This window comes from Nonomuraea sp. B1E8, assembly GCF_039871515.1.
Lineage (GTDB): Bacteria > Actinomycetota > Actinomycetes > Streptosporangiales > Streptosporangiaceae > Nonomuraea.
The window spans coordinates 341,861-359,526 of record NZ_JBDPLS010000003.1; the positions used below are offsets into that span (position 1 = coordinate 341,861).

The following is a 17,666-nucleotide window of genomic DNA, read 5'->3' on the forward strand; positions in this document are numbered from 1 at the left end:
ATGTCCTACGAACTCTCCTCTCGTAGTTTTTCCGACGACGCGGTGGCGATCGTCGGAATCTCGTGCCGGCTCCCCCAGGCTCCGGACCCGCAATCCTTCTGGCGGCTGCTGCGCGACGGCCGCGACGCGATCACCGACGTGCCCAGCGGGCGGTGGGACGCGCCGGAGACGAGTTCCCTGCGCGGCGGCTTCATCGACGGGATAGCGGAATTCGACGCCGAGTTCTTCGGCGTCTCCCCGAACGAAGCCGCGATGATCGACCCGCAGCAGCGGCTGCTCATGGAGCTGAGCTGGGAGGCGCTCGAAGACGCCGGCATCGTCCCGGCGAGCCTGCGCGACACCGCCGCCTCCGTCTTCATCGGCGCCATGGCCGGCGACTACGCCCAGCTGCTCCAGGGCAACGGGCGCGCGGCGCTGACCCGGCACAGCCTCACCGGCATCAGCCGGGCCCTGCTCGCCAACCGCATCTCGTACATGCTGGGGCTCAACGGGCCCAGCATGACGGTCGACTCCGCGCAGTCGGCCTCGCTGACCGCCGTGCACCTGGCGTGCGAGAGCCTGCGCAACGGCGAGACCGGCCTGGCCATCGTCGGCGGCGTGAACCTCAACCTGACCGCCGACAGCACGCTCGCCGCGCTGCGGTTCGGCGCCCTGTCGCCCGACGGCAGATGCTTCACCTTCGACGCCCGCGCCAACGGCTACGTCCGCGGCGAGGGCGGCGGCGTCGTCGTGCTGAAGCCGCTGGCCCGCGCGCTCGCCGACGGCGACCGGGTGTACTGCGTGATCGCCGGCAGCGCCATCAACAACGACGGGGGCGGCGACGGGCTCACCGTGCCCGACCAGCGCGCCCAGGAGGAGGTCATCCGGCTGGCCTGCGGGCGGGCCGGCGTGGAGGCAGCCGACGTGCAGTTCGTCGAGCTGCACGGCACCGGGACCCGCGTCGGCGACCCGATCGAGGCCCGCGCGCTCGGCGCGGCCATCGGCACCGCCAAGGACTCCGGCACGCCGCTGGTCGTCGGCTCCGCCAAGACCAACGTCGGCCACCTCGAGGGCGCCGCGGGCATCGTCGGCCTGCTGAAGACCGTGCTGGCCATCAGGCACCGCACGCTGCCGCCGTCGCTGAACTTCGAGACGCCCAACCCGCAGATCCCGTTCGACGAGCTCAACCTGCGCGTCAACACCGAGACGTCCGCGTGGCCGCGCGAGGACGCGCCGCTGGTGGCCGGCGTCAGCTCCTTCGGCATGGGCGGCGCCAACTGCCACGTGGTGCTCGCCGAACCCCCGCAGCCGGCCCTCACCGCCTCCACCGCACGCCAGGACGGGCCGCCGACCGCGGTGACCGGACCGCGGACAGAGCCGTTTTCCGGGCCGCTGATCGTGCCGCTCGCCGGGCAGAGCGAGGCCGCGCTGCGCGCCCAGGCGGGGCGGCTGCGCGACCGCCTGCTCGACGAGCCGGGCGCCGGCCTCGCCGACCTGGCGTACTCGCTGGCGACGACCCGTACGGCCTTCGACCGGCGGGCGGCGCTCGTCGTGGACGAGCCGTCAGCGCCGGCCGACGTGCCGGCCGACGTGCTGGCCGGCGTGCTGGACCGGCTGGCCAAGGGCGAGCCGGCCGCCGAGATCGTGACCGGCCGGCCGAGCACCGGCGACATCGCCTTCCTCTACTCGGGGCAGGGCAGCCAGCGGCCCGGCATGGGCCGCGAGCTGTACGCGGCGCACCCGGTCTTCGCGCGGGCGCTCGACGAGATCGCCGCCTGCTTCGACGGCACGCTCGACCGGCCGCTCCTCGACGTGATGTTCGCCGGCGAGGGCTCTCATGAGGCCGGCCTGCTCGACCAGACCGGGTTCGCCCAGCCCGCCCTCTTCGCCTTCGAGGTCGCCCTCACCCGCCTGTACGAGCACTGGGGCGTGCGCCCCGCCCGGCTCATCGGCCACTCCATCGGCGAGATCTCGGCCGCCCACGTCGCCGGCGTGTTGTCGCTGGCCGACGCCTGCGCCCTGGTCGCGGCGCGCGGCAGGCTGATGCAGAACCTCCCGGCCGGCGGCGCGATGGTCGCCGTGCAGGCCACCGAGGAGGAGGTGCTGCCCTTCCTGGACACCACCGTCAGCATCGCCGCGATCAACGGGCCGGACTCCACCGTGGTCTCCGGCTCCGAGAGCCGCGTCATGGAGATCGCCGAGGAGTTCCGCGGCCGCGGCCGCAAGACCCACCGCCTGCGGGTCAGCCACGCCTTCCACTCCCCGCTGATGGACCCGATGCTGGCGGAGTTCAGGGAGGTGGCCGAGTCGCTCGCCTACCGCGAGCCGGCCATCCCGATCGTCTCCAACCTCACCGGGGCCGTCGCGTCCGCCGAGGACCTGTGCTCGCCAGGACACTGGGTGTGGCACGTACGCGAGGCCGTACGGTTCTGCGACGGCATCCGCGCCCTGGCCGACACGGGCGTCACCACGTTCGTCGAGGTGGGGCCCGGGTCGGTGCTGGCCGCCATGGGGCAGCACTGCCTGCCCGCTAGCCCGTACACGCGGTTCATCGCCACGCTGCGCGACCCAGGGGCGGAACGCCGCAGCGCCGCGCTGGCGCTGGCCGGGCTGCAGGTCAGGGGCGCCACGCTCGACTGGGACGCCGTGCTGCCCGGCGCGCGCCGCGTCCCGCTGCCCACCTACGCCTTCCAGCGCACCTACCACTGGCTTCCCGAGGCGGACGGCTCCGCGCCGCCCCCGCCCCCGCACGCGGCTCCGGAGCCGTCCGCCTCGGGAGAGGAGACGCGGTCGCTCGCCGACCGGCTGCGCGGCCTGGCGGAGGCCGAGCAGGAGCAGGCGATCCTCGAGCTCGTACGCACCTGCATCGCGCTCGTCCTCGGCCACGCCAACGCCGCGACCGTGGACACCGGCACCGCCTTCAAGGCGCTGGGCTTCGATTCCTTCAGCGCCGTCGAGCTGCGGAACCGGCTCAACACCGCCACCGGGCTCCAACTGCCCAGCTCGCTGCTGTTCGACTACCCGTCGCCGCAGGCGCTGGCCGGCTTCCTGCGCGCCGAGCTGGCCGGCGAGCACGTCACCCAGGCCGTGGTGGCCGCGAGGTCCGTGGCGGACGAGCCGATCGCGATCGTCGGCATGGCCTGCCGTTTCCCCGGCGGCGTGAGCTCCCCTGACGACCTGTGGAACGTCGTGATCCGTGAGCAGGACACGATCGGGGAGTTCCCCGTGGACCGGGGGTGGGATCTGGCGGCGTTGTACGACCCCGATCCGGACAGTCACGGGACCACGTATGCGCGGCATGGTGGGTTCCTGTACGAGGCGGGGGAGTTCGATCCGGCGTTCTTCGGGATCTCGCCGCGTGAGGCGTTGGCGATGGATCCGCAGCAGCGGTTGTTGCTGGAGGCGTCGTGGGAGGCGATGGAGCGGGCCGGGATCGACCCGGCCGGGTTGCGGGGCAGCCGGACCGGCGTGTTCGCCGGCGCCACGGCGCAGGACTACGGGCCGCGCCTGCACGAGGCCACCGGCAGCGCCGAAGGGTACGTGCTGACCGGCACCACGGCCAGCGTCATCTCCGGGCGGGTCGCGTTCACGTTCGGGTTCGAGGGCCCGGCCGTGACGGTGGACACCGCCTGCTCCTCGTCCCTGGTCGCCCTGCACCTGGCCGCGCAGTCGCTGCGGACCGGCGAATGCGACCTGGCCCTGGCCGGCGGCGCCACCGTGATGGCCTCACCGGGCATGTTCGTGGAGTTCTCGCGGCAGCGGGGTCTGTCGCCTGATGGTCGTTGTAAGGCGTTCTCGGCTGGTGCTGATGGCACGGGGTGGGCTGAGGGTGTCGGGATGTTGCTGGTGGAGCGGTTGTCGGATGCGCGCCGGCTTGGGCATCGGGTGCTGGCGGTGGTGCGGGGCAGCGCGATCAATCAGGACGGTGCGAGTAACGGGTTGACGGCGCCGAACGGTCCGTCGCAGCAGCGGGTGATCCGGCAGGCTTTGGCGAACGCGGGGTTGTCGGCGGCCGAGGTGGACGCGGTCGAGGCGCATGGGACGGGGACGTCGCTGGGTGATCCGATCGAGGCTCAGGCGCTGATCGCGGCTTACGGTCAGGATCGGGATCGGCCGTTGTGGCTGGGGTCGTTGAAGTCGAACATCGGTCATGCGCAGGCGGCTGCGGGCGTGGGCGGTGTGATCAAGATGGTGATGGCGTTGCGGCACGGCACGTTGCCGAGGACGCTTCATGTGGATGAGCCGTCGCCGCATGTGGACTGGTCGGCGGGTGCGGTGGAGTTGCTGACCGAGGCCCGCCCGTGGGAGGAGCTGGACCGTCCGCGCCGCGCCGCCGTGTCGTCCTTCGGCATCAGCGGCACCAACGCCCACGTGATCATCGAACAGGGCGACCCGGTCGTACCCGCCCCCGACGAGGAGTTCGATCTCCCCGCGGTGCCCTGGATCCTGTCCGCCAAGAGCCCCGAGGCGCTGGCCGGGCAGGCCGGACGGCTCGCCGCCTGGGCGACGCCCGACATCCCGATCACGGCCGCCGGCGCCGCGCTGGCCGCCGGCCGGGCCGCGCTCGACCACCGCGCGGTGATCGTCGGCAGCGAGCGCGACGACCTGCTGGCCGGCCTGCGAGCGCTGGCCGGCGGCTCGGACGCGCCCGGCGTGCTCACCGGCAGCGGCCAGGCCGGCCGGCTCGCCCTGCTCTTCACCGGGCAGGGCAGCCAGCGGCCCGGCATGGGCAGGGAACTCGCCGAGACGTTCCCCGTGTTCGCCGAGGCACTGGAGGAGGTGTGCGCCCTCCTCGATCCGCAACTGCCGTACCCGCTGCGCGAGGTGATGTTCACCGACCCCGGCGGCGTGCTGAACGAGACCGGGATGACGCAGCCCGCCCTGTTCGCTTTCGAGGTGGCGCTGTACCGGCTGCTGGAGTCGTTCGGCGTGCGGCCGGACGTGCTGATCGGCCACTCGGTGGGCGAGATCGCCGCCGCCCACGTGGCCGGGGTCTTCTCCCTCGCCGACGCCTGCACTCTGATCGCCACGCGGGCCCGGCTCATGGACGCGCTCCCCAAGGACGGCGCGATGCTGGCCGTCGCCGCGCCGGAGGCGGACGTGCTGCCGCTGCTCGACGGGTACGAGGACCGGGCCGGCATCGCGGCGGTGAACGGTCCGGCGGCGGTGGTGGTCTCGGGTGACGAGGCGGCCGTCGCGGCAATCGAGAGCCGGACGGAGGCGCGGACGCGCAGGCTGCGGGTCTCGCACGCCTTCCACTCGCCGCTGATGGAGCCGATGCTGGCCGACTTCGCGGAGGCGATCAGCGGGATCGGCTTCCACGAGCCGACGATTCCGGTCATTTCCAACGTGACGGGCCGACTGGCCCAGCCCGGGCAGCTGACCGACCCCGCTTACTGGGTCGAGCACGTGCGCGTGGCGGTGCGGTTCGCCGACGGCGTGGCCGCCGCCGACGCAGCCGTCCTCCTGGAGGTCGGGCCCGACGGCATCCTCACCGGCATGGCCCAGCAGGCGCTCGCCGACGGTGTCTTCATCCCCGCCGCGCGCAGGGACCGGGAGGAGGCCGGCACCTTCGTCCAGGCCCTCGGACGCCTCCACGCCGGCGGCGTCACCGTCGACTGGGACGCCTACTTCGGCGCCGCCCCCGCGCTTCACGTCGACCTGCCCACCTACGCCTTCCAGCGGCAGCGGTACTGGCTGGAGGCGCCCGGCCCCGCAGAACGGCCCACCGAACACGTCGGGCTGTTCGAGGTCGACTGGGTCCCGGTGCCCGCCACCGGAGCCGCGCCTGCTCCTGGGCCCGCCACCGGGTCCGGCGACGTGGTGTTGCCCTGGGAGAGCCCCGCCGGCGACGGTGACGAACCCGCCCGCGCTGCCGTACTGCGCGTGCTGGCCGCCGTCCAGGAGCGGCTCAGCGGGAACCGGTCCGCGTCCGGCCGCCTCGTGATCGTCACCGAAGGCGCGACCGGCGACACCCCCGACCTCGCCGCCACGGCCGTGTGGGGGCTGGTCCGGTCGGTCCAGACCGAGTACCCGGACCGGTTCGTGCTCCTCGACCACGACGGCCCCACCGGCAGCGCCGCCGACGGCATCGTCGCCGCCGCGCTCGCCTACGACGAGCCCCAGCTGGCGATCAGAGCCGGCACGATCCACGTTCCCAGGCTGGCCCGGCGGGACCGGCCGGCGGGCGATCCGCCCTGGAACCCCGACGGCACGGTGCTGGTCACCGGCGGCACCGGCGCGCTGGGCCGTACCGTGACCCGGCATCTCGTCGCCACGCACGGCGTACGGAACCTCGTCCTCGTCACCCGCGACCCGCGCTCGCCCGGCGCGGCGGCGTTGGCCGCCGAGCTGGCCGAGCTCGGCGCGCACGCCGAGCTGGTCGCCTGCGACGTCACCGACAGGGACGCGCTGGCCGGGCTCGTCGGCTCCTGCGAAAGCCTGACCGGCGTCGTGCACATCGCCGGCGTCCTCGACGACGGCGTCGTGCCCGCGCTGACCCCCGAACGGCTCGACACCGTGTGGCGTACCAAGGCCGAGACGGCCTGGCTCCTGCACGAGCTGACCCGCGACCGCGACCTGTCCGCGTTCGTGCTCTTCTCGTCGGTCGCCGCCACCGTCGGCAGCGCCGGCCAGGCCAACTACGCCGCCGCCAACGCCTTCCTCGACGGCCTCGCCCGGCACCGCCGCGCGCTCGGCCTGCCCGCCACCGCCCTGGCCTGGGGACTGTGGGACAACTCCGCCGGCGGCATGGCCGGGACGCTCGCCACCGCCGACCTCGCCCGGTGGGCCCGGCTCGGCGTCGCCCCGATGCCGCAGGACAAGGCGCTGGAACTCCTCGACTCCGCGCTCGCCGGGAACGCCGTGACGACGGTGCCCGCCCGGCTCAGCCTGGCGGGCGTCGCCGAGCCCGCCCCGGTCATGCTGCGCGCGATGTTGCGCAAGCCGATCGAGCGCCGCGCGGCCGGCGGGCCGGACGAGGTGCCGCTGGCGCAGGCCCTGCGCGGGCAGAGCCCCGAGGAGCAGGAACGTACGCTGCTCGACCTCGTACGCGGCCAGGCGGCCCTGGTGCTCGGGCACGTGACGCCGAACGTCATCAGCGCCACGGGCGCGTTCAAGGAGGCGGGCTTCGACTCGCTGACCGCCGTCGAGCTGCGCAACCGGCTCAACACCGCCACCGGGCTGCACCTGCCCAGCTCCGTGCTGTTCGACTACCCGTCGCCGCAGGCGCTGACCGAGCACCTGCGCACCGAACTGCTCGGCGGCTCCGCCACCGCCGCCACGGCGGTCCGTACGACCGGCCACGACGAGCCGATCGCGATCGTCGGCATGGCCTGCCGCTACCCCGGCGGCGTACGCTCGCCCGAGGACCTGTGGGAGCTGGTGGCGCAGGCCCGCGACGCGGTGGGCGAGTTCCCGACCGACCGCGGCTGGGACCTGGACCGGCTCTTCGACCCCGACCCCGGCAAGCGCGGCACCACCTACACCCGGCACGGCGGCTTCCTCTACGACGCCGCCGACTTCGACGCGGCGTTCTTCGGCATCTCGCCGCGCGAGGCGCTGGCGATGGACCCGCAGCAGCGGTTGTTGCTGGAAGCCTCGTGGGAGGCCCTCGAAGACGCCGGCATCGACCCCGCCACGCTGCGCGGCAGCCAGACCGGGGTGTTCACCGGCATCGCGCCCATGGAGTACGGCCCCCGCAGGTACGAGGGCGCCGACCACGTGGAGGGTTACCTCCTCACCGGCGGCCTGGCCAGCGTCGCCTCCGGGCGGGTGTCGTACACGCTGGGGTTCGAGGGCCCGGCGGTCACCGTGGACACCGCGTGCTCGTCGTCGCTGGTGGCGCTGCACCTCGCGGCGCAGGCCCTGCGGTCGGGCGAGTGCGACCTGGCGATGGCCGGCGGCGCGATGGTGATGGCCTCGCCGGGCACGTTCGTGGAGTTCTCGCGCCAGCGCGGCCTGTCCCCGGACGGACGGTGCAAGGCGTTCTCCGCCGACGCCGACGGCACCGGCTGGAGCGAGGGCGTCGGCGTGCTGCTCGTCGAGCGGCTGTCCGACGCGCGCCGCAACGGCCACCAGGTGCTCGCGGTCATCCGGGGCAGCGCGATCAACCAGGACGGCGCCAGCAACGGCCTGGCCGCTCCCAACGGCCCGTCGCAGCAGCGGGTGATCCGCCAGGCCCTGGCCAACGCGGGCCTGTCGGCGGCGGACGTGGACGTGGTCGAGGCGCATGGCACCGGCACGAAGCTCGGCGACCCGATCGAGGCGCAGGCGCTCATCGCCACCTACGGCCAGGAGCGGCAGGACCAGCCGCTCTGGCTCGGATCACTGAAGTCCAACCTCGGCCATGCCCAGGCCGCCGCCGGTGTCGCGGGGGTCATCAAGATGGTGATGGCCATGCGGCACGGGGTGCTTCCCCAGACGCTTCACGTGGGTGAGCCATCCCCGCACGTGGACTGGGCGGCCGGCGCGGTCGAGCTGCTGACCGAGGCCCGCCCGTGGGACCAGGGAGACCGGCCGCGCCGGGCCGGCGTCTCGTCCTTCGGCGTGAGCGGCACGAACGCTCACGTGATCATCGAGCAGGGCGACCTCGTCGACGAGACCGTCCACGAGGACCGGCGGCTGCCGGTGGTGCCGTGGCTGGTGTCGGCGAAGGATGTGCGGGCGTTGCGGGCGCAGGCCGGCCGGCTCGCGTCGTGGGTGGAGTCGCGGTCGTCGGTGCCGGTGCCGGATGTGGCGTGGTCGCTGGCGGCGGGCCGGGCGGTGCTGGAGCAGCGTGCGGTGGTGGTGGGTGCTGATCGGGACGAGCTGGTGGCCGGGTTGCGGGCGCTGGCCGGCGATCCCTCCGCTGCGATCACCGGGAGCGGTTCTGGCGGGAAGCTGGCTCTGTTGTTCGCGGGCCAGGGTAGCCAGCGCATCGGCATGGGGGCTTCCCTCGTCGAGGCGTTCCCGGTGTTCGCGGAGGCGCTGGACGAGATCTGCCGGATGTTCGAGCCGTTGTTGCCGCATCCGTTGCGTGAGGTGATGTTCGCCGACCCGGACGGTGTGTTGAACGAGACGGGGATGACGCAGCCTGCGTTGTTCGCTTTCGAGGTGGCGCTGTATCGGTTGCTGGCGTCGTTGGGTGTGCGGGCGGATGTGCTGGTGGGGCATTCGATCGGGGAGATCGCCGCGGCTCATGTGGCGGGGGTGTTCTCGCTGCAGGACGCGTGCACGCTGGTGGCTGCTCGTGCGCGGTTGATGCAGGCGCTCCCTTCCGGTGGGGCGATGCTCGCGGTGGCTGCTCCGGAGGCGGAGGTGCTGCCGTTGCTGGCTGGTCGTGAGGACCGGGTGGGGATCGCGGCGGTGAACGGTCCGGCTGCGGTGGTGGTGTCCGGTGACGAGTCCGCGATCTCGGAGATCGAGGGTCAGGCGCAGGTCCGCACGCGCAGGTTGCGGGTGTCGCACGCGTTCCATTCGCCGTTGATGGAGCCGATGCTGGCCGACTTCGCCGAGGCGATCAGCGGGGTCACGTTCTGCGAGCCGAGCCTGCCGGTCGTCTCGAACGTGACGGGTCGTCTGGCCGTGCCTGGGCAGCTGACCGACCCGTCGTACTGGGTGGAGCATGTGCGTGGCGCGGTGCGGTTCGCGGATGGGGTGACGGCTTCCGGGGCGACCCACTTCTTGGAGGTGGGTCCGGATGGGGTGCTGACGGGGCTGGCGCAGCAGAGCGTTGAGGACGCGGTGTTCGTTCCGGCTGTCCGTAAGGACCGGGACGAGATCCGGGCGCTGGTCGAGGCTTTGGGCCGGTTGCACGTCGAGGGTGTCGCCGTGGACTGGACGGCGGCGCTGGCCCCGGGCCGGCTGGTGGATCTGCCCACCTACGCCTTCCAGCACGAGCGGTTCTGGCTGGAGTCGGGCCGGTCGGTCGGCGACGTGACGGCCGCCGGGCTGAGCGCGGTGGAGCATCCGATCCTCAGCGCCGCCGTGCCCGCACCCGACTCGGACTCGATCACCCTCACCGGGCGGCTCTCGCTGGCCGCGCTGCCCTGGCTCGCCGATCACGTGGTCAACGGCACGGTCATCCTGCCCGGCACCGCCTTCCTCGAGATCGTGTTGCGGGCCGCCGCGGAGACCGAGGACTGCGAGACGGTCTCCGAGCTGGCCATTCAGGCTCCGCTCGTCATCACGCACGAGCACCCCGTACAACTCCAGGTGGTCATCGACGCCCCGGACGACGGCGGGCGGCGCGGCGTCGCCGTGTACTCCCGTACGGAAGGCGACCCCGCATGGCAGCGGCACGCCCAGGGAACCCTCGGCCCGGTCGCCGCCGAGCCCGCTTTCGACCTCGCGCAGTGGCCGCCGCCCGGCGCGCGGCCCATCGACGTCGGCGCCCTCTACGACGACTTCGCGGTGACGGGCCTGGAGTACGGTGACGCGTTCCAGGGGCTGGCGGGCGCCTGGCGGCACGACGGCACGGTCTACGCCGAGATCGTGCTGCCCGAGCAGGCACAGGCGGGCGCGGAGCGGTTCGGTTTCCACCCGGCGCTGCTCGACGCCGTGCTGCACTCCATCACGCTGGGGGACCTGCTGCCGCGTACCGAGCCGGGCCGGCCGTACCTGCCCTTCGCCTGGTCCGGCGTCTCCCCGCACGCGGCGGGCGGGACGGCGGCACGCGTCCGTACGACGGCGAAAGGGCCGGGCGAGCTGGCGCTGAGCGTCACGGACCACACCGGCGCGCCCATCCTCACGGTGGACTCGCTGGCGGTCCGGCCCGTCACGACCGCCCTGCGGGCCGGGAGCACCCCGTACACGCTGGACTGGGTGACCTCGACCGCCGCCGGGCCGGAGCCGGAGCGGGTGCTGATGCTCGACGACCTGTCGTCCCTGAGTGAGGCGGTCGGACCTGACCAGGAGGTTCCTGACCTGGTTCTGGCGCCGGTCGGGTCCGGCGAGGGCCGCGACAGGACGTACGAGGTGCTCGCGCTCCTCCAGGAGTGGCTGGCCGAGGAGCGGTTCGCGCGGTCCCGGCTGGCGCTGGTGACCATCGGCGCGGTGAGCGTGACCGACGGCGAGGAGCCGGACCTGTCCACCGCGCCCGTCTGGGGGCTGGTGCGCTCAGCCCAGTCCGAGCACGCCGGCCGCTTCGTCCTCGTCGACACCGACGAGCACCCCGATTCTGCGGACACGGTGCTGCGTGCTTGCGCGTCCGGCGAGCCGCAGATCGCCCTGCGGCAGGGGCAGATCCACGTCCCCCGCATCGTCCCCGTGACGAGCCCGCCCGCGACCGAGCGTCCGGGTGCGGCGGCGGGCGGAACGGTGCTGCTGACCGGCGGCACAGGAGACCTCGGCGCGCTGGCCGCGCGGCGGCTGGTCACCGAGCACGGCGTACGCCACCTGCTGCTGGCCGGCCGGCGCGGTCCCGCGGCGCCCGGCGCCGGCGACCTGGTGAGCGAGCTGACCGAGCTCGGCGCGCAGGTCACCGTGGCCGCCTGCGACGTGGCGGACCGTGACGAGCTCGCCGCCCTGCTGGCGGGCATCCCCGCCGAACATCCCCTGACGGGCGTCGTGCACCTGGCCGGGATCGTGGCCGACGGCGCCGTGACCTCGCTGACGCCCGACCACGTCGACCGGGTCTTCGGGCCGAAGGCGGACGCGGCCTGGCACCTGCACGAGCTCACCCAGGACCTCGGCCTGTCGTTCTTCGTGTTGTACTCGTCGGTCGCCGCCACGGTCGGCAGCGCGGGGCAGGCCAACTACGCGGCCGCCAACGCGTACCTGGACGCCCTGGCCCTGCACCGCCGGGCCCGGGGACTGCCGGCCGTCTCCCTCCAGTGGGGGCTGTGGGAGTCCGACAACGGCATGGCCGGCGCGCTCAGCCAGCTCGACGTGGCGCGGCTCAGCAGGGTCGGGCTCGCGCCGCTCCCCGTGGCGGAGGGCATGTCCCTGTTCGACGCGGCCATCGCCCTCGACAAGCCCGTGCAGATCGTGGCCCGCCTGGACACGGCCGCGCTGCGCCGCCAGGACGAGATCCCCGCGGTCTTCCGCGCCCTGGTCAAGGCGCCGGCGCGGAAGACGGCCGCGCCCAGGCCCGCGAGCGCGCGGGCCGACAAGGGCGCGCTGCTGTCGCTCATCAGGACGAACGTCGCGCACGTGCTCGGCCACGCCAACGCCGACACCGTGGACACCGGCACCGCGTTCAAGGACCTCGGCTTCGACTCGCTGAGCTCCGTCGAACTGCGCAACCGGCTCAACACCGCCACCGGCCTGCGACTGCCCGCCACGCTGCTGTTCAACTTCCCCACCCCCGGCGAGCTGGCCGAGCACCTGTACGCGCAGCTCAGCGGCGCCTCCAGGGCCGAGCAGGCAGCCGTGCGGACCGCGCCCGCCGACGAGCCCATCGCGATCGTCGGCATGGCCTGCCGCTATCCCGGCGGCGTGGCCTCTCCCGAGGACCTCTGGCGGCTGCTCACCCAGGCGGGCGACGCCATCACCCCCTTCCCCGACAACCGTGGCTGGGACCTGGAGAGCCTGTACGATCCCGACCCCGGCCACCACGGCACCAGCTACGCCCGCGAGGGCGGCTTCCTGCACGACGCCGACCGCTTCGACCCCGGGCTCTTCGGCATCTCGCCACGCGAGGCGACCGCGATGGACCCGCAGCAGCGGCTGCTGCTCGAAACGTCGTGGGAGGCGATCGAGCGGGCCGGCATCAGCCCGAAGGCCATGCGCGGCAGCCGCACCGGCGTGTTCGCCGGCGTGATGTACCACGACTACGGCACCCGCCTGCCGCAGGCGCCGGACGGATTCGAAGGGTTCGTGCTCAACGGCAGCGCGGGCAGCATCGCCTCCGGCCGGGTCGCGTACACGTTCGGCCTGGAAGGGCCGGCGGTGACCGTGGACACGGCCTGCTCGTCGTCGCTGGTGGCGCTGCACCTGGCGGCGCAGTCGCTGCGGTCGGGCGAATGCGACCTCGCCCTCGCCGGCGGCGTGACGGTGATGGCCACGCCCAACGTCTTCGTGGAGTTCTCCCGGCAGCGCGGCCTGTCGGCCGACGGCCGGTGCAGGGCGTTCTCCGCTGACGCCGACGGCACCGGCTGGGGCGAGGGCGCGGGCATGCTGCTGGTCGAGCGGCTGTCGGACGCCCAGCGCAACGGGCACCACATCCTCGCCGTCGTACGCGGGACCGCGATCAACCAGGACGGCGCCAGCAACGGCCTGACCGCCCCGAACGGCCCCTCCCAGGAACGCGTGATCCGCCAGGCTTTGGCGAACGCGGGTCTGTCGGTCGCCGACGTGGACGCGGTGGAGGCGCACGGCACCGGTACGAAGCTCGGTGACCCGATCGAGGCGCAGGCCATTCTCGCCACGTACGGGCAGGACCGGGAGCAGCCGCTCTGGCTGGGGTCGCTGAAGTCGAACATCGGCCACACGCAGGCCGCCGCCGGTGTGGGCGGGGTCATCAAGATGGTGATGGCCATGCGGCACGGGGTGCTGCCCCAGACGCTGCACGCCGACGAGCCGTCGCCGCACGTGGACTGGTCGGCGGGCGCGGTGGAGCTGCTGACCGAGGCCCGCCCGTGGGACCGGGGAGACCGGCCGCGCCGGGCCGGCGTCTCGTCGTTCGGCGTGAGCGGTACGAACGCTCACGTGATCGTCGAGCAGGGCCCGGCCGTTCCCGAGCCCGCCGAGGCTCCCGTCATGCCCGCCGTGCCGTGGTTGATCTCGGCTGACGACGCCGGCGCGCTGCACGAACAGGCGGGCAGGCTCGCCGCCTGGGCTTCGGCGAACGACGTCGAACCCGCCGTCGCCGGCAAGGCGCTGGTCTTTGCGCGGGCGGTGCTGGAGCAGCGTGCGGTGGTGGTGGGTGCTGATCGGGACGAGTTGGTGGCCGGGTTGCGGGCGCTGGCCGGCGATCCCTCCGCTGCGATCACCGGGAGCGGTTCCGGCGGGAAGCTGGCTCTGTTGTTCGCGGGTCAGGGTAGCCAGCGCATCGGCATGGGGGCTTCCCTCGTCGAGGCGTTCCCGGTGTTCGCGGAGGCGCTGGACGAGATCTGCCGGATGTTCGAGCCGTTGTTGCCGCATCCGCTGCGTGAGGTGATGTTCGCCGACCCGGACGGTGTGTTGAACGAGACGGGGATGACGCAGCCTGCGCTGTTCGCCTTCGAGGTGGCCCTGTACCGGCTGATCGAGTCGTTGGGTGTGCGGGCGGATGTGCTGGTGGGGCATTCGATCGGGGAGATCGCCGCTGCTCATGTGGCGGGGGTGTTCTCGCTGGAGGACGCGTGCACGCTGGTGGCTGCTCGTGCGCGGTTGATGCAGGCGTTGCCTTCGGGTGGGGCGATGCTCGCGGTGGCTGCTCCGGAGGCGGAGGTGCTGCCGTTGCTGGCCGGTCGGGAGGACCGGGTGGGGATCGCGGCGGTGAACGGTCCGGCTGCGGTGGTGGTGTCCGGTGATGAGGCGGCGATCGCGGAGATCGAGGGTCAGGCGCAGGTGCGGACGCGCAGGTTGCGGGTGTCGCACGCGTTCCATTCGCCGTTGATGGAGCCGATGCTGGCCGACTTCGCGGAGGCGATCAGCGGGGTCGCCTTCCACGAGCCGACGATTCCGGTCGTCTCGAACGTGACGGGCCGTCTGGCCGAGCCTGGGCAGCTGACCGACCCTGCTTACTGGGTGGAGCATGTGCGTGGCGCGGTGCGGTTCGCGGATGGGGTGACGGCTTCCGGGGCGACCTGCTTCTTGGAGGTGGGTCCGGATGGGGTGCTGACGGGGCTGGCGCAGCAGAGCGTTGAGGACGCGGTGTTCGTTCCGGCTGTCCGTAAGGATCGGGACGAGGCCCGGGCGCTGGTCGAGGCTTTGGGCCGGTTGCACGTCGTGGGTGTCACCGTGGACTGGGACGCCTACTTCGCCGGCGTCCCCACCCGGTTCGTCGACCTGCCCACCTACGCCTTCCAGCGCCGCCGGTACTGGCTCGACGCCGGCTACGCCACCGGCGACGTCGCCTCGGGCGGCGGGCTGGCGGCCGTGGACCACCCGCTGCTGACCGCCACCGTGCCCGCCCCCGGAACCGGCACCCTCACGCTCATCGGCCGCCTGTCGCTGGCCGAACAGCCGTGGCTGGCCGATCACGTGGTGGCCGGCCAGGTGATCGTGCCGGGGACGGCGCAGGTGGAGCTCGCCGTACGGGCCGGCGACGAGACCGGCTGCTCGATGCTCGACGAGCTCACCCTCCAGGCGCCGATGGTTCTGCCGGAGCGGGGGAGCCTGCATCTCCAGGTGGTGGTGACCGAGCCCGACGAATCCGGCCGCCGCCAGGTGACCATCTACTCCAGGGCGGAGGAGAGCACCGACTGGCGGCAGAACGCCCAGGGCGTGCTCACCCAGGCCGCCCCCGCGCCGGGCTTCGACCTCGCGCAGTGGCCGCCGCCCGGCGCCCGGCCCGTCGACACCGGCGGCGTCTATGACGACCTGGCCGCGACCGGCATGGAGTACGGCGACACCTTCCAGTGCCTCCAGAACGTCTGGCAGCGGGACGGCGCCGTCTACGCCGAGATCGCCCTGCCGGAGACGGCCCAGGCCGAGGCCCGGCGCTTCGGGCTGCACCCGGCGCTCCTGGACGCGTCCCTCCACGCCATCCCCATGGCCGGTCTGCTGCCGCAGGCCGAGCCCGGACGGCCGTACGTCCCGTTCTCCTGGAACCAGGTGGCGCTGCACGCGGATGGCGCGACGGTCCTGCGGGTCAGGATCGCCCCCACGGGCAACGACGGTGTGGTCGCCCTGACCATGGCCGACACCGCCGGGACGCCCGTCATGGAGGTCGGCTCGGTGACGCTCCGCCCGAGCTCCGCCGCACAGGAGGCGGCCCGTCACGACAGCCTGTTCACGATCGGCTGGGTACGGCCCGCCGGCCGCGCGGCGCAGTCCGAGCCGCCGTACGAGATCTTCGACGTGCCGGTGCCCGAGACGCCGGCCCCGGACACGATCAGGCGGGCCACGCACGACGTGCTGGCCGCGCTGCAGGAGTTCGCCGCCTCCGACGAGCCGGGGCTGCGGCTGGTCGTCGTCACGCGCGGGGCCTTCGCGGTGGGACAGGACGATGTCCCGAACCCGGCGCAGGCGGCGGCGTGGGGTCTGGTGCGGGCCGCGCAGTCCGAGCAGCCCGGCCGGTTCGTGCTCCTGGACCTGGACGCGGACACCGACCCCGCGGATGTGGTGACTCAGGCGCTGGCGACCGGCGAGTCGCAGGTCGCGGTGCGGGACGGTCAGCTGCTGGTGCCGCGTGTGAGCCGGGTCGCGGATGTGGCCGGTCGCGAGCCGGTGTTCGAGCCTGAGGGGACGGTGCTGGTCACCGGTGGCACGGGCGGGCTTGGCGCGCTGGTGGCGCGTCACCTGGTGGCCGAGCACGAGGTCAGGAACGTGCTGCTGGTCAGCCGGCGCGGGCCGGAGGCGCCCGGCGCGGCCGAGCTGGTGGCGGAGTTGTCGCAGCTGGGCGCCGAGGTGGACGTGGCGGCCTGCGACGTGGCCGACCGTGACGCGCTCGCCCGGATGCTGGAGGGCGTGGACGAGCTGGCGGGCGTGGTGCACACAGCCGGCGTCCTGGACGACGGCGTCATCGCCTCTCTCACTCCCGAACGCATGGACGCCGTACTCAAGCCCAAGACCGACGCCGCCTGGCACCTGCACGAGCTCACGCAGCACCTTGACCTGAGAGCGTTCGTGCTGTTCTCCTCCATCTCCGGGGTGCTCGGCAGCGCCGGTCAGGGCAACTACGCCGCCGCCAACACGTCGCTGGACGCGCTCGCCCAGCTGCGGCAGGCCCAGGGGCTTGCGGCCACCTCGCTGGCCTGGGGTCTGTGGGCGACCGGCGGCATGGCGGGCGAGCTCGACGCGTCCGACCTGCGCCGCCTCGAACGCGGCGGCATCATGCCCATGCCCGTCGCTGACGGGCTCGCCCTGTTCGACGTCGCGGTCCGCGCACAACACCCCGTCCTGGTCCCGGCCGTGCTGAGCATCCCGGCTCTCCAGGCCCAGGCACAGGCGGGTACGCTGCCCGCGCTCCTGCACGGGCTGGTCCGCGTGCCCACGCGCAGGACGAGCACGGTAGGCACGAACCCGACCGACCTCCTCCAGCTGGTCCGCACCCATGCGGCGACCGTGCTCGGCTTCGACGGCGCGGAGGCGGTCGAGCCGGCCAAACGGTTCCAGGAGCTCGGCTTCGACTCCCTGACGGCCGTCGAGTTCCGCAACCAGCTGAACGCGGCCACCGGGCTGCGCCTACCGGCCACCCTCGTCTTCGACTGCCCGACGGCCGAGGCCGTGGCACAGTTCCTGGCCGGCGAGCTGGCCGGCGGGCAGACGGCGCAGGCCGTGGTCGCCGCTCCCGCGACGGTCGACGAGCCGATCGCGATCGTGGGGATGGCGTGCCGCTATCCGGGTGGCGTGCTGTCGCCGGAGGACCTGTGGGAGCTGGTGGCGCAGGTGCGCGACGGGGTGGGAGAGTTCCCCTCCGACCGTGGCTGGGACCTGGACAAGCTCTACGACCCCGACCCGGACAGCCGGGGCACCTCGTACGCGCGGCACGGCGGCTTCCTGTACGACGCCGCCCAGTTCGATCCGGGGTTCTTCGAGATCTCGCCGCGCGAAGCCCTCGCCATGGACCCGCAGCAGCGGCTCCTGCTGGAGACGTCGTGGGAGGCCATCGAGCGGGC

Annotated in this window: 1 protein-coding gene (cut by a window edge); it reads left to right on the forward strand. The window is 73.4% G+C overall.

Annotation, left to right across the window (positions count from 1 at the left end):
- Positions 1–17,666 carry the 5' portion of an SDR family NAD(P)-dependent oxidoreductase gene (locus ABGA98_RS13650; protein ID WP_347618609.1) on the forward strand. 9,976 nt of this gene lie beyond the right edge of the window, so only the first 17,666 of its 27,642 coding nucleotides appear in the window; its start codon is at positions 1–3; its stop codon lies beyond the right edge, outside the window.